At 70.9% G+C, this 14444-nt stretch carries 13 protein-coding genes; 3 read left to right on the forward strand and 10 right to left on the reverse strand.

Going from position 1 to position 14444, the window contains the following annotated elements; genetic code table 11:
* Nucleotides 1-15 precede the first annotated feature (15 nt).
* Genes OG439_RS22345 through OG439_RS22355 form a run of 3 tightly spaced genes read right to left on the reverse strand, consistent with a single transcriptional unit; the run spans nucleotide 16 to nucleotide 3369 of the window.
* Nucleotides 16-987 carry a YeeE/YedE thiosulfate transporter family protein gene (locus OG439_RS22345; protein WP_326951275.1) on the reverse strand — a complete coding sequence of 324 codons (972 nt, stop codon included), beginning with the start codon at nucleotides 985-987 and terminating at the stop codon, nucleotides 16-18.
* Nucleotides 984-1988 carry a hypothetical protein gene (locus tag OG439_RS22350; protein WP_326951276.1) on the reverse strand — a complete coding sequence of 335 codons (1005 nt, stop codon included), beginning with the start codon at nucleotides 1986-1988 and terminating at the stop codon, nucleotides 984-986. Before OG439_RS22350 ends, OG439_RS22345 begins: the two co-directional genes overlap by 4 nt.
* A gap of 10 nt (nucleotides 1989-1998) precedes the next feature.
* Nucleotides 1999-3369 carry a molybdopterin-dependent oxidoreductase gene (locus tag OG439_RS22355; protein WP_326951277.1) on the reverse strand — a complete coding sequence of 457 codons (1371 nt, stop codon included), beginning with the start codon at nucleotides 3367-3369 and terminating at the stop codon, nucleotides 1999-2001.
* Between the two features lie 492 nt (nucleotides 3370-3861).
* Here OG439_RS22355 and OG439_RS22360 point away from each other — a divergent pair, with 492 nt between their 5' ends.
* Nucleotides 3862-5229 (forward strand): amino acid permease, encoded by a 1368-nt coding sequence (locus tag OG439_RS22360; protein WP_326951278.1) that lies wholly within the window; start codon nucleotides 3862-3864, stop codon nucleotides 5227-5229.
* A 13-nt stretch (nucleotides 5230-5242) separates the two neighbouring features.
* Here OG439_RS22360 and OG439_RS22365 read toward each other — a convergent pair whose 3' ends face one another.
* From OG439_RS22365 to OG439_RS22385, 5 genes are all read right to left on the reverse strand, one after another.
* Complete coding sequence (locus OG439_RS22365) at nucleotides 5243-5659, reverse strand: universal stress protein (RefSeq protein ID WP_326951279.1); 417 nt, start codon at nucleotides 5657-5659, stop codon at nucleotides 5243-5245.
* Nucleotides 5656-6129, reverse strand: a complete 474-nt coding sequence (locus OG439_RS22370) for a universal stress protein (protein ID WP_326951280.1) — start codon at nucleotides 6127-6129, stop codon at nucleotides 5656-5658. The genes OG439_RS22365 and OG439_RS22370 overlap by 4 nt, the downstream gene beginning before the upstream one ends.
* A 400-nt stretch (nucleotides 6130-6529) precedes the next feature.
* A complete protein-coding gene (locus OG439_RS22375) occupies nucleotides 6530-7822 on the reverse strand; it encodes an ArsB/NhaD family transporter (RefSeq protein ID WP_326951281.1) in 1293 nt (430 codons plus the stop codon).
* A 19-nt stretch (nucleotides 7823-7841) separates the two neighbouring features.
* A complete protein-coding gene (locus OG439_RS22380; protein ID WP_326951282.1) occupies nucleotides 7842-8288 on the reverse strand; it encodes a CBS domain-containing protein in 447 nt (148 codons plus the stop codon).
* A 39-nt stretch (nucleotides 8289-8327) separates the two neighbouring features.
* On the reverse strand, nucleotides 8328-9554 hold the full coding sequence (locus tag OG439_RS22385; RefSeq protein WP_326951283.1) for a cation:proton antiporter: 1227 nt from the start codon (nucleotides 9552-9554) through the stop codon (nucleotides 8328-8330).
* A gap of 357 nt (nucleotides 9555-9911) precedes the next feature.
* Between OG439_RS22385 and OG439_RS22390 the strand changes: the two genes are divergently transcribed.
* Nucleotides 9912-11963 carry an acyltransferase family protein gene (locus OG439_RS22390; protein WP_326951284.1) on the forward strand — a complete coding sequence of 684 codons (2052 nt, stop codon included), beginning with the start codon at nucleotides 9912-9914 and terminating at the stop codon, nucleotides 11961-11963.
* Nucleotides 11964-12130: 167 nt separating this feature from the next.
* Here the strand turns inward: OG439_RS22390 and OG439_RS22395 are convergent, their stop codons facing one another.
* A complete protein-coding gene (locus OG439_RS22395) occupies nucleotides 12131-12991 on the reverse strand; it encodes an alpha/beta fold hydrolase (protein WP_326951285.1) in 861 nt (286 codons plus the stop codon).
* Nucleotides 12992-13517: 526 nt separating this feature from the next.
* Between OG439_RS22395 and OG439_RS22400 the strand changes: the two genes are divergently transcribed.
* Complete coding sequence (locus OG439_RS22400) at nucleotides 13518-14030, forward strand: radical SAM protein (RefSeq protein WP_326951286.1); 513 nt, start codon at nucleotides 13518-13520, stop codon at nucleotides 14028-14030.
* Here the strand turns inward: OG439_RS22400 and OG439_RS22405 are convergent.
* A complete protein-coding gene (locus OG439_RS22405) occupies nucleotides 13960-14259 on the reverse strand; it encodes a hypothetical protein (RefSeq protein ID WP_326951287.1) in 300 nt (99 codons plus the stop codon). The two genes, OG439_RS22400 and OG439_RS22405, sit on opposite strands and share 71 nt — an antisense overlap.
* Between the last annotated feature and the right edge of the window lie 185 nt (nucleotides 14260-14444).

Consider the following 14444-nt stretch of genomic DNA (forward strand, 5'->3'; position numbering starts at 1 on the left):
GCCGGCCGCGGCCTGTCAGGTCCGGCTCGCCGAGCGGACGACCACGGCCCGCACACCTCGCGCGAGCGCGATCCCGCCGAGGATGGCGGCCACGACGACCCACGACGCCACGTTGAGCTGCGCCACGCCCGAGAGCCCGTGACCCAGGTTGCAGCCACCGGCGACCCAGCCACCCGCACCGAGCAGGAAACCGCCGGCGACCAGCCGGACGTAGCGGACAGGACGTTCCCCACGGACGTGGAACTCCCCGCTGACCCGCGCGGCGACCGCGGCGCCCACGACGATGCCCAGCAGGAACGCCGTCAGCCACCAGTTCGGCGCACCGGCGGCAAAACCGGCCACCGCACCGACCGTGCTGGGACCGAAACCCGCGCCACCGACACCGGCCAGCACCCAGCCCGCGATCGTCACCGCGCCGAGCGCCACACCGGCGACCGGCCAGTCCCACTGCCCCGGCCGCGGACGCTCCGCGGCGCGCCACCGCCACAGGACCACACCCACGACCGCCAGGAACACGACCGCGAACGCCAGCCGAGGGACGCCGAGCAAGGCGGGGAACGTGGCTCCGGCTCCCACCGGCAGGACAGTCGGCCCGGGAAGCACCACCTGCCGGGCGGCGAGCTCACCGGCCGCCCAGCCGCCGAGCCCGGCGAGGCAGCCGAGCATGCCCGACCCGAGCTTGAAGAACAGCCCCGAGACGCACGTCCCGGCGACGGCCATCCCGACGCCGATCACCACACCACCCACCACATCGGCGACCGGCGCGAACGGGAGGCCCCGGTTCAAGCCGTCGCCGAGCGGGGTCAGGAACAGCACCGACAACCCCACGGAGCCGATCGCCACACCCAGGAGCCAGCCGCGACCCAGCAGGAACCGTCTCTCGAGAACGCCGGAGAACGTGGCGCGGAAACACAGCTGAGCGCGTTGCAGCACGTAACCCATCCCGACGCCGGCGACGCCGCCGGTGACCAGGGCGATCGTGGTCACGCGCGGTCGCCTCCTCCGTCGTGCTCAGGGTGTCCGCTGGTGGTTCGGGGCTCGGCCAGCCCCAGATCGGTCGCCATCCGGGTGATCGCGTCGTCGACCAGGGCATCCCGGTGCTCGGTGGGAGCATCTGGCCCGTTCAGCTGGACGTGCCACACCAGATGGCCGTCAGCCGCGCGCCGGGACGCGCTGATCAGGGCTCGGACGTCGCCCGTCAGGTCCACGGCCTGCGTACTGATCAGGCTGGCGGCGATCTGCGTCCGCGCCAGATCGGCCAGCCGCGACGTCTCGGCCGGCTCCAGCGTCACACGTCCGATCTCCCCACCGGGGAAACCTTCGACGACCAGCAGGTTCCGGACCGCTTCTTCGTACACAGTGGACAGTTCCTCCCAGCCGGCCCGGGCCCAGTGGCCGTCGACGTCGCGGTAGTAGAGCGCGTCGGCCGTGCCGACGGCGTCCGGCTCCGACCCGGGTACCGCGGACACGACAAGCACACGTTCGCCGTCCCGGACGCGGTCGCGGGCCAGGGCGAGGCTGCGACGGTCCGGTGCGTGGGCGACGCGGACCCGGATTGCGTACACGAGCCCGCTGGTCGCGAACATGACGCCGACCAGCACCAGCCACCGGGCGAGGAACGGCTCCTGCGTCAGGCCGGTGGCCGCGGCGTAGGTTTCGCTGCCCTGGCGGATGATGCCGGGGAAGAACAGGACGAACGTGAGCGCCGTGGCGAGCACCGGGATCCGGATGTGGTTCACCGGCGGCACCCGCGCCGGCGCCTTCCCTGCCCGCAGCACACCCGCCAGCGACAGGTCGGCGAGAGCGTAGACGGGGAACAGGATCAGGTCGTGCCCGATCACCGCGCCCACGAACCACGCGAGCATGACCAGGGCCAGCGGGTCGTCGAGAACCCTGGTGACGGCGTAGCCCGCGACCGCGAAACAGCCGAGCAGGGCGACCAGGTGCCACGGGCTCGCGCCGTAGAACGCCTTGGCCGCTCTGGTCATCGCGCGCACGTCACACCGCCCGGAATTCGATCGAGCCGACCCATTTCGTGCAGTGGACGCCCGGGAGCGCGGGCACGATGATGCGGGCCGGGAAGCCGTGGTCAGGGCTCAGATCAGCGCCGTTGACCCGCAGCGCGAGCAACGCGTCGGGGTCGAGGACCTGGTTGCCCTGCAAAGTGGCCCGGTTGAACGCGCCGAACCGCTCGACCGAGCGGACCACGGCCGTCACCGGCGCCGGGACGCCGGCGAGGGCGGCCAGGTCCCGCAGCGGCACCCCGGACCAGGTCTGGGTACTGGACCAGCCCTCGACGCACGCGAGCGGGAGTTCCGCGGTGCGCTGGGGCAAGGCGGCCAGCGAGGCCCGGTCGAACTGGACCGGCCGCGGCCCGCCCAGCAGCGACAGGCGCCACCCCGGCCCGGTCTGCGCGACGGTGATGGCCGCGGCCTTCGCCGTGCGGTTGATCTGGAAATCGGTGGGGCCGCTGCCGTAGGAGCGGCCACGCGGCAGCAGGAACGCGGCCCAGCGGGTGAACCCGCCGACCGTCTGGCCCGCGGTCAGGACCGCGACGAACGCCGACCCGCCCGCGACGAGACCAAGCGCGCCCCGGCGGCTCAGCGTCGGCTTGCGCGGCACGGCGGCGACCAAGCCGCTCTCGTCGGGCGGCTCGGGCCGCGTGTCCGCCCGCGACGTCCGCAGCTCCGCGCGCAGGGAACGCGACCGCAGCGCGCGCACCATCTTCGGCAGCTTCAGCGTCACGTGCACCACGAAGGCGGCGGTGAACACCCAGGCGCCGTAGTAGTGCGCTGTGTAGAAGCTGAACCCGAACAGGTAGTCGTACTGGATGTTCAGCACCCCGGTGGCGATCTCGAACAGGATGCCGCCGACCAGCAACAGCAACGACAGGCGCTCGACGATCTCCGCGATCGACCGCGCCGGCGGCCAGCTGAACAGCTTCGGCACCACCGACCACAGCTTGGCGACGACGACCGGGATCACGACGAGACCCAGGCCGACGTGCAGGCCCTGGGTGAGCCGGAACAGCCAGGACGGGCGGGTCGGCCAGTCGAAGTACGGCAGGTGCAGCCAGCCGACGTTGCCGGGGAAGGCTTGGCCGAACTGGGGACCGTAGGCGATGAAGTCCAGCAGGCCGGTGATGATCACCAGCGGCAGCGCGGCCAGGAGAACAGCACCGAACACCGACGTCAGCCACGGCCCGCGCAGGGGACTGCGCCAGGCTTTGGTCGCACCGAGCCCTGGTGGGCGACGCCGTTCCACGGCCCGCCACAGCTTGCGGGGAAAGCCGTAGCGCGGCTCCTCGCCGATGGGAACTGTGTGCGTGTCCTCCGGCTTTCGTTCGTGTAGCGAACCGTCACCTGCCATCAGGCGACACTAACGCCGCCCCGGCACCCGGGACGTGGTCGGCGTTCACCGGTAAGAAAGCCGCAAGGATCTCTTGTGGACACTCCCTCGCCGGGGACGCACGCCGCCGCAAGAGAGTGCTGTCACGGCAAGCAACACAGCCCGCCCTCGGCGAAACTCAGGAAATCGCGGACACCGACCGTTCCGCGCCGGCCTGAAGGACGAGCCGGTAGCCGCGGGCGGAGAAGTCGGCGGTGAGTGCGAACCGGACCGCGGCCGTTGCTGCTCGGCGCGCTGCTGTGGATCGCGGTCGCCACCAGCAGTCTCGGGCTGCAGGCGATCACCGGCACCCTCTGATCACGCCGGACGGCGCAGGACCGACCGGGCTTCCCGGCGCTCCTACGCGTAAAGATGGCGCAAAGATGCGCGCGGGGCCGACCGGATCCGGTTGGTGACCGGCCAGGGTGGGCATGCCCGCAGCGTTGAAAGTCCGTAAAGAACCGCCGGCCCGGCTTGACGCAGTTGAAGGGCCGGCGTGCCCCTGGGGCGCACAGCCGCGGCGCGTTGCTGTTCGCGTTCGCCGTGATGGCCGACCCGGTGTCCTCGGTCGCCTACGCCATCGAAGCCGCGCTCCGCGCGCTCCACGGCGACCTCGCCCTGCTGTTGCCGACGATGGCCCTGGTGGTCGCGATCGTCGTCCTGGTGATCGTCAACTACAGCCAGCTCGTCGCCCGCTACCCCCAGGGTGGGGGCGCCGCCGCGGCCACCGGGGAAGCCTTCGGCGAAGGCACGGCCTTCGTGCCGATCGGCGCCCTGATCGTCGACTTCGTGCTGACCATCGCGATCAGCTCGGCCGCCGGCGCCTCCGCGGTGATCGCCTTCTTCCCGGCGCTCGCCCCTTGGCGCGTCATCATCGCGGTGGTACTCGTGGTCGGTGTCGCCGGCGGGACGTGGTTCGGGCACCTGGGCCGCACCGTGTTCGCCGTCATGACGGTCGGGTTCATCGCGCTCGCCGTCGTCGTGCTGATCTCCGCCTTCTTCGCCGACGCGGCACCCGCGACCGGGCCGGCCCCGGATCCCGGCCATTCACCGCTGGTCGCCGTGGCCCTGGCCTTCCCGGTGGCGATGGCGCTGGCCACCGGGATCGAGGCCCCCTCCTCGGCGATCGCGCAGCTGGGCCAGCTCGACGACCCCGGGCGGCGCCGGTTCGGCCGGGTCACCCTGTGGCTGACCCTGGGCGTGGTCGGCACGATCACGCTCGGCCTGACCGCCCAGGCCGTCCGCCTCGGCATCGGCGTCCCGCACCAGGACACCACCCAGATCGCCGAACTCGCGCGGGCCGCGACGACCACTCCCGTGTTCGCGGCGTTCCAGCTCACCACCGCGCTGCTGTTGCTGTCGGCGGCGAGTTCGTCCTTCCAGGCCGGGCCGGGGCTGTTCAAGGCCCTCGCGCGACGCCGGCACGCCGACGGCACGAGCACCGGGATCCTGCCGGGGTGGCTGGGCCGGACCAACCACCACCACACGCCGTACTGGGGCGTGGTGGTCTTCATGGCCGCCGCCGCGCTCGTCACGGCGGCCGCGGGGGGCCGGGACCAGGAGCTCGTCCTGTTCTACGCCGCGTCGGTGTTCGTCAGCTTCCTCGCCGGGCTGCTCGCGATGGCCCGGTTCTCCTGGCGGGAGCGGCGGATCACCTTCCTCGTGATCAACTTCGCCGGTGCGCTCGCGGTCGGATTCACCCTCGCGGTCAACCTCACCCGGGGAGACCCGATCGTGTCCATCGCCGCCGCCCTGCTGATCGCCGCCGCGCTGTACTGGCTGTGGGTGCGTTCCGGACGTCCCCGTGGCATCCGCAACATCGCGGCCGACGCGGAAGAGTGACCCAGGCTGTTCCTCAGCCGGCCGTACCCACGACGCTCACGGAGCACGCCGCGCGGTGCAGCACCACTCGGCGCACCGAGCGGGACAAAGGTCTGCGCAAGGAGCTGCGGGAACGGCTGCCGACGACCAGCAAGGCCGCTCGCGACGCCCACGCGAGAAGCGCGCGTTCCGGCCGGTCCGCGACGACCACGTGCTCGAACGGGACGTCCGGGTAGGCCCCCGACCACTCCGTCAGCTCGGCCATGATCGCCTCCCGGTCGGCGGCCCGTCGTCGCAAGTGCCCGAAACCTCGGTCCCCCAACGCGTGTACGACGTGCACCGGCGCCGTATGGCGCTGCGCGAACTCCAACGCGAACTCCAACGCGAACTCCAGGACCGCGCCGTTGCCGGAAGCCCTGTCGAGCCCCACGATCACCGGGCCACGGCTCACCGAAGGATCCTGCGAACCGCGCACGACCACCACCGGCCGGGCCGGTACCCGGGTGAGCTCGGTCGCGGTGGAGCCGAACACCATGCGCGACAAAAGGTTTTCCCCGGCGGGCCGATCACGAGCATCGCGGCATCGACCTTCGTCACGAAGCCGGACAAGGCGCGAGCCGGCTGCTCTCCGAGCAGCACGTCCCGGACATCGAGTTCCGGGTGGGTATCCCGCAGGTCGGCCACGATCTCCTCGAGCCGGACCTTCCCACTCTCACGGAGCCGGTCGGCGCCGCCACTGAGCGAAGCGATCGCGGTCTCGGGGAAGCGCCCCGCGGGCCAACCCCAGTCGATCGCCCCGGCGACCACCAGCACACCGTGACACCGATCGGCCTGCGCCGCGGCCCAGCCGACGGCACGACACGACTGCTCGGAACCGTCGAACCCGGCGACGACCGAACGCGCGGGCAACCACAACGTCACCGTTCCTCCTCATCGCGCGAAACAGGATCTCCGTCTCGCTGCCGACACCGGCGGAACACTCCGCGCCGGGATCGCAGGTCCCTGGCAACGACCTCGACCGTCGGACGCCCGCACGGATCCGGTCGGCACCTTCGCTCAACGGGCGAGTACGGTCTTGGGGCGTTGCCCGGCGGAGCGGCCACTGTCCGCGCCGGTCGATGCCCGGCCTTCCGCAGCCGGACGGCCGGGCACCTGAACGGTCACCTTGCGATCCGCCGGGTCTTGGCTACTTCTGCCGCCGCTGCGCGAGGCGAATGGCCAGCACAGCCAATGCGAACACCGCGATGAGACCCACCGCGACGACGAGGTGATCCATGACGAAACCTCCGGCAACCGAGAGTCGGTCAGTGTATCTCCGCGCTCACGCGAAGACGAAGTAGCGCAACCACAGATAAGGCGCGGCCACCAGCACGGTGATCACGGTGACAACCGCTCCCTTCCTCGTGAACTCCCAGAACGAGATCGGCGAACCGGACCGGGCGGCGATGCCGAGCATGACGACGTTCGCGCTGGCGCCGACCGCGGTCATATTGCCGCCGAAGTCGGCACCGAGCGCCAGCGACCACCACAGTGCTTCGGAATGCGACGGGTCCGGAATGTCGTTGGTGAGAGCCAGAACGAGCGGGCTCATCGTCGCCACGTACGGGATGTTGTCGATGACACCGGACAGCACCGCCGAGACCACCAGGATCAACATCACGGCCAGCAGGGCGTTGCCGCCGGTGGCGTCGGCCGCGAGCCCGGCGAGCGTCCCGATGACCCCGGTCTTGACCAGGGCACCGATCATGATGAACAGGCCGGCGAAGAACAGCAGCGTTTCCCATTCGACACCGGCGAGGTACTGCTCCGGCTCGGTTCCGGAGATCAGTACGAGGATGCCGGCGCCGAGCAGCGCCACGATCGACGGCTCGATGTGGATCACCGAGTGCAGCACGAACCCGGCGAACACCGCGAGCAGCACGATGCCGCATTTGAGCAGCAGCTTGGGTTTCTGGATCGCCTCGCGCTCGTTCAACGCCATCACGTCGGCCACCCGGGCCGGGTCGACGGTGAACGAGCCCCGGAACAGGCGAGGCAGCACCAGGACGAACACGACGAGCTCGATCGCCACGATCGGGGTCAGGTTGACCAGGAAGTCGTTGAACGACAGCCCGGCCCGGCTGCCGATGATGATGTTGGGCGGGTCACCGATCAGCGTCGCCGTGCCACCGATGTTGGACGCGAGCACCTCGGCGATGAGGAACGGGACCGGCTTGATGTCGAGGCGGTCGCAGACCAGCAGCGTCACCGGGGCGATCAGCAGGACGGTGGTGACGTTGTCCAGGAACGCCGAAGCCACCGCGGTGATCAGGCAGAGGAGGATCATCACCCGCAGCGGCGACCCCTTGGCCCGCTTGGCCGCCCAGATGGCGACGAATTCGAAGACCCCGGTCCGGCGCAGGATCCCGACGATGATCATCATGCCGAGCAGCAGGAAGACGACGTTCCAGTCGACGCCGGTGTCCTCGGAGAAGAACGCGTCGTCGGACCCGCTGACGCCCAGCGCGAGCACCACCCCGGCACCGCCGAGGGCCGCGGCCATCTTCGGGATCTTCTCGGTCGCGATGAAGAGGTAGGCGACCACGAACACGGTGACGGCGATCGCGGCGCTCATGCCGCCACCCCCGCGGTGATCAGCGCGGCGTCAGCGCCAGCTCCAGCAGCCGGGACGCGGAGATCACGCCCATCAGGGTTCGGTCCTCCATGACCGCGACCAGGGGGCACCGCAGCCGGGCCATCATCGCCGCGACCTCGACGAGGGTGTCGTCCGCGTTCACCCGGGGCAGTTCCGTGGCCTTCTCCGGCAGCAACGAACGCACGGTCTTGCCACTCAGCTTGTCGGCCACCCGATCGGCCATCGACTCGTCGAGCACCCCGGCCAGCGACGGGTCGTCGCGCACGTAATTCGGGACGAGGAACTGCACCACCTCCGAAGCCGGCAGCACCGACTGCGGGCAGCCCGTCTTGTCGGTCACCACGAGGCCGGGCAGCCGCCGCTCGGCCAGCAGCCGCGCGGCGTCCAGGGCGTCGGAGTCCAGCTCCACGACCGGGTATTCCTCGGCCATCTCGAGGGCGTGCATCGGGCCAGCGTACGACGTCCCAGGCGGGGGCGCCGGGGTTCATGGGCTTCTCCTGTCGGTTTCTTGACGGTCCTCGTCCCGGGCCGCACGCCCGGTGGGCAGGTTGTCCGGTGGCTCGACCCGCAACATCTTCGCGATGGGGACGTCGGTCGAGGAGTGCAGCACGATCGACAGCGCGATCGTCACCGCGACCAGGTCGAACACCAGCTCGCTGTCCGGAATCCCGGACTGCAGGGCCAGCAGCCCGTAGACCACCGACGCGAACCCCTTCGGCCCGAACCACGCCGCGGTCGAGCGTTCCCGTCCCGACATCGGGGTGCGCAGCAGCGACAGCAGCACCGCGGCCGGCCGGACCAGCACGATCGACAGCACCGCGACGACCCACGCCCCGACGCTCAGGTGCGACAGCCGGTCCGGCGTGATCAGCGCGCCGAACACCAGCAGTGCGGCGAACTTCGTGATCTCGGACAGCAGGTCGCCCAGCGGCTCGAAGTGCTCGGCGGCGACCTTGTCCAGCGTCGCGAGTGTGGAGCCCGCGGCGAACGCGGCCAAGTACGGGTTCGCGTGCGTCAGGTGGCAGCCCGCGTAGAGCATCACCGCGATCGCGAGCGGCCCCAGCGCCTGCAGCCGCGGCTCGGCAGTCAGCACCTTCAACCGCCACGCGAGACACACCAGCGCCGGCACCGCGACGCCCAGCACCAGCCCGAGCACGAGTTCGATCGCGACCGTGCCGAGATCCGACTCCGTGTGCGCGGCGGTGGCCAAGAAGATCAGCACGAACGGCAGCGCCAAGCCGTCGTTGAGCCCGGACTCGACGTTCAGCAGCCGCCGCAACCGCAGCGGCACGTCGTCACGGCCGACGATCGCCGCGGCGAACACCGGGTCCGTCGGCGACAGGATCGCGCCGACCAGCAACGCGGTCGGCCAGTCCAGGCCGACCAGGAAGTGCGCCGGCACGGCGACGCCGATCATGGTCAGCGGCATACCCAGCCCGAGGGCCCGGCCGGACAGCCGCCAGCCCTCCCGCAGCGCGGGCAGGCTCGCGCGCTGGCCGTCGGTGAACAAGACGGTGAACAACGCGATGTCGGCCAGCACGGTCACCAGCGGATCCCGCGGCCCGATCTCGGCCAGCCCCAGACCGCCCTGCCCGATCAGCGCTCCGGCCAGCAGGAACAGCAGAGCCGTGGACAGGATCGTGCGAGCGGCGACGCCGGACAGCGACACGCTGATCAACAGCACGACGCCGAAGGCGAGGATCAGTGCCATCGAACTCCTCCGGTCGGTGAATCAGCCCACCGCCCGGGATGGGCGCGGACCGGCCGACCAGACTTCCCGGCACTCCTGCGCGTAAAGATGCCGCAAAGAGGCGGCCGGGGCAAACCGGGGGACGCTCCCCACCGTGGTGTGGCGGCCGTCACCCGGCTCCCTGCCGCCGGATACCCGCGTCGAACGTCGTGGGTGGCCCTGACCTCGACGGGAACGCCAAAGTGGCCCAGTCGTCACCGACCTCCCATTCGTCCGCGATGGCCGATTCACAGCTGGCGCACAGCTCTCCGACGCGTTCTCACAGGAAGGTGTGATCGGATCGCCCCACCCCACCCCCGCTCATCCCGAGGTACGACGATGCGACCACGCCCGGCCGACGACGCCGTCATCGACGCTGAAGCGGGTTCGGCCGCCGCGTCGGCGCAGGTGCGCAAATACCGTCCGGAGCTGCAGGGGCTGCGGGCCCTGGCGGCCGTGCTGGTCGTCGTCTACCACGTGTGGCTGGGCCGGATCTCCGGCGGCGTCGACGTCTTCTTCCTCATCTCCGGGTTCCTCATCACCGGGCAGCTGTTCCGCGCGGCGGGCCGCGGCCGGATCGAGTTCCGGCCGATGTGGGGCCGGATGATCAAGCGGCTGTTCCCGGCCGCACTGACCGTGCTGCTCGCCGTCGTCGGCCTGAGCATCCTGCTGCTGCCGCAGGACCGGTGGTTCCAGACGATCAAGGAGGTGTTCGCCTCCGCGCTCTACGTCGAGAACTGGCGGCTGGCCGCCGACTCGGTCGACTACTTCGCGCAGCACAACACCGCGAGCGTCGTCCAGCACTACTGGTCCCTGTCCATCCAGGGGCAGTTCTACGTCGTCTGGCCGCTGCTGGTCGCCGTCGTGGCCTTCGCCGCCGTCCGGCTCCGGCGGTCCCTGCGCGCGACGTTGGCCGGGACGCTGGCCGCGCTGTTCGCGGTGTCCTTGGCGTACTCGGTACACCTGACGACCGTGAACCAGCCGCTGGCGTACTTCCACTCGCTGACCCGGGTGTGGGAGTTCGCCCTGGGCGGTCTCCTCGCCCTCGGGATCGACGCGATCGTCCTGCCGCGGTGGTCGCGGGTCCTGGCGGGCTGGCTCGGCGTGGCCGGGCTGGTCGTCTGCGGAATCGTGCTCGACGTCGGCAGCGTCTTCCCGGGCTACGCCGCGCTCTGGCCGACGGTGGCCGCCGCGCTGGTCATCCTGGCCGGGGCGACCGGCAGCCGCGCCGGCGCCGACCGGATCCTGGCGTCACGGCCGTTCGAATACCTGGGCAACCTGAGCTACTCGCTGTACCTGTGGCACTGGCCGGTGCTGCTGTTCTACCTGGTCGCCCGCCACCGCGAGGAGGTCGGACTGCTCGGCGGCGCGTTCGTCATCGCCGTCTCCGTCGGCCTCGCCGCGCTGACGTACCACTTCGTCGAATCCCTCGTTCGCGCCTCGGCCATCGGCACCCGGACCCCCTGGGGTGCCTACCGGTTCGGCGTCGCCGCACTGCTGCCGCTCCTGGTGATCGCCGGCACCTGGCAGGTCGTCAGCACGAAGAAGGCCGACTTCACCATCGCCCTGGACGACGACGAGCACCCAGGCGCCCTCGCCCGCGCCCCGGAGCCGAAGCGGGCCGCGCCCAGCGCCACCGTGGTGCCCCCGATGATCGCCGTCCCGAACGACTGGGGCGGCATCGCGGATGCCGACTGCGTGAAATCCCGCCTCGACGCCGAACTCGAAATGTGCACGAGCAGGACGACCGGCACCCCGGCGAAACGGATCGTCGCGGTCGGAGACTCGCACATCCAGCAGTACCTCGCCGCACTGAAACCCCTGGCGCAGCAGCACAACTACCAGATCACGTTCATGCTCAAGGGCGCCTGTCCGTTCTCCACGACCGCCGACGCGATGCCCGGCGATCCCGGCTGCCTCGCCTGGAACGCCGCCGCCCAGCGGGAGATCGTCGCGATGCGGCCGGACGCCGTGTTCACGTTGTCCACCCGCGACGTCCGGCCAGGCCTGACCGAGCAGACCCCACAGGGCTTCGTCGACCAGTGGACGAACCTCGGCCAGGCCGGCATCCCCGTGGTGGCGGTGCGCGACAACCCGCGACTCGGGTTCTCCCCGCCGGCGTGCGTCGAAGCCAAGGGGATCAAGTCCCCGGACTGCGGTGTGTCCCGCGCGCAGCTGCTGGCGCCGTCGCCGCCGTACGAGAAGCTGGCGGACGTCCCGTCGAACGTGTCGTTCCTCGACTTCAGCGACTACTTCTGCGGCCGCGCGCTCTGCCGGCCGGTGGTCGGGAACGTCCTGGTGTACATGGACGACAACCACGTCACCGCGAGCTTCATGACGACCCTGTCACCCATCGTCGACAAGGCGATGACCGCGGCGCTGAACTGGTAGCGGAACCGGACCACCAGCAGCCGCCTGACGACGTACTGGGCGTTGTGTCTTTGACGCTCGCCACCGGCGGACGGGACAGGAATTCGTCCTGTGCCACGCCGTGTCGGTCCCTCGCGATGGCGCGGTTCCCCTGACCGTCCGCTGAGGACGGAAAGCTTCTGTCCAGCTCAGCGGACGAGCGGCTCGGCGACTTCCGCGACCAAGGCCACCACCCTGTCGAGATGCGCCGGGGTGGTGAGGTGGCCGGCGCCGGGAAAGACCCGGAGGTCGAGCCCCATGGTCCGGCGCACCGCCGGAGCGAGCCGACGCGGTGGCAGGAACCGGTCGTGCTCCCCCACACCGACGACGCAAGGCAGTTCGGCGCGACGGGCCAGCAGCTCGGCCGGCAGCGGTGGCGGGGCCAGCGTGGTACGGCAACACGCCGCCATCAGAGCCATCCACTCGACCTCGGTCCGCGGCGGTTCCTCGCCGGGACCGACGAACAGCCGAAGCATGCGGCGAGTGTTTCCGGCCGTAGGCCTCAGCAGCCACCTGGCCGAAGCCAGTGCGAGCGCCGGGTCCACGCCGAGCCGGATGAAGCCGGCGGGCGATACCAGCGCCCGCGCCGCGATCCGGGGCGAGCCGGCAGCGAGAACGACCGCCGCGCCCAGGGAGTTTCCCACCAGCACAGCACCGTCGACGTCCATCACCGCCAGGATCTCGTCCAGCACCCGGCCATACCAGGAAAGCCGGGCCCCTCGGGGCCGGTACGGGTCGCTGAGCCCAGGCTGCCCCGGCAGATCCACGACTGTGGTCGTCCAGTGGCCGGACAAGGCCCGCAACCACGGCAGGGCCGCCGAGGCGTTGAACCCGGTGCCCGGAACAAGGACGACCCGCGGCGCACCGGACCCCGCCGCGGTGAGCGCGACCCGGCCGGCACTGGTGGTCACGATCGTGGTTGTGAGCGGGAAGTCCGCTCGCACCAGCGCTTGCGAACACCACTGCCGCACCGCGCGCTCGCCACTGGGGTTCTTGTACACGGTCGCCATCGCACCAGTGTCGTCCGGCGACGCGTGCGTCGTCCAGCCGGTCACGAGGTGCGCGCGTGAACCGGAAGCGACTGTTCGACGCGCCGTGCGGACGGTGGGAGCCCTGTTGCAAACCGGTCGTCGGGCCGCCCCTCAGCTCCCAAGCCCGCGCGACGTCGATGCGCGACGATGACAGCTGGTGCGGACGACTGTCCGCGAGGTCAGCCTGCCGGAACGGACGCTCCACGCCCGGCTGCACCGTTCACCCTGGACCGCGCCGCGATCCTGCGTGCTGCGGCTGCCGCCGTGCGGCCGGGCCGGACGACCAGACCGCGACCGTCACCGATCACGTCTTCTCATTCGCCGGCACGAACCGCCCACCGAATCGAGCCCCGGGGACGTTGCTCCCGGAGCTCGAACCGTCAGAGCAGCGTGCGCCAGTAGCTCCAGAACTCCTGCAGGACCAACACCACGATCACCACGTACCCGAGCACCAGGATTCCACCGTGGAACCAGCGCAGCGCCCCGCCGATCCTTCCTCGGCATCGTGCACGCCTTCCGCAACGCCGGGATCGACGTCGGCATCTGCACCAACGCCACCGAACTCGACGACAAGCTCATCCGCCAGTTGACCACCGCCGGTGTCCATGTCAACGTCTCGCTCGACGGGTTCGCCGCTGAGTCCCACGGACTGTTCCGCGGCGACCGCGACTCGTTCGACATGACCGTCGCCAACGTCCGCAAGCTCGCCGCGGCCGGCCTCCTGCAGGGACTGCTGTGCACACTGAACTCCCTGGCCGACAACGACGAGTACGTCCGGCTGTGCGCGTTCGCCCGCGAGAACGGCGCCCGCTACGTTCGGGTATTCGTCGGCGACCACCAGCAGCGGCCGCACGTCCGGGGCGAGTTCGTGGACGCGCAGGCCCGCGCTGATCCCGGCGTCCCTGCCTCCGATCACCAGAACTCGGGTCATGGCTGTGCCCTTCTCGTCAGGAGTCGGTTTTCACGAGGTTCGCGATGTCGGCGACGGCGGCTCGGGCGGTCAGGCCGACGCCGATGAGCGTGGCCGAGGCCGGGCCGGTCCAGTCGCCGTAACCGAGCAGGTGCAGCCGAGACTCGTCGACCGTGCGCGTCCCGTCGGTGGCGATCCGGCCGCCTGCGTTGCGTAGCCGCAGCGGGGCGAGGTGGGACAGTGCCGGGCGGAATCCGGTACACCAGATGACCGCGTCCGCGTGCAGCCGGGTGCCGTCGCTCCACACGGGACCGTGCTCGTCGAAGCTGATCAACATCGGTCGCGCGGCGAGCAGGCCGGCGTCGCGGGCCCGCCGGACCGGCGGCAGCGCGACGATGTCGCCCAGCGCGGCGACACCGCCAGTGTCGGCTTCGCCGCGGTCGAGGGCTCGGCGGCGCCGGGTGGCCGCGTCGAACAGGGCGTGCCCGTCGACTTCGTCGGGCAGGTACCGCGGCGCGCGCC

Source organism: Amycolatopsis sp. NBC_01307, from assembly GCF_035975215.1.
Lineage (GTDB): Bacteria > Actinomycetota > Actinomycetes > Mycobacteriales > Pseudonocardiaceae > Amycolatopsis.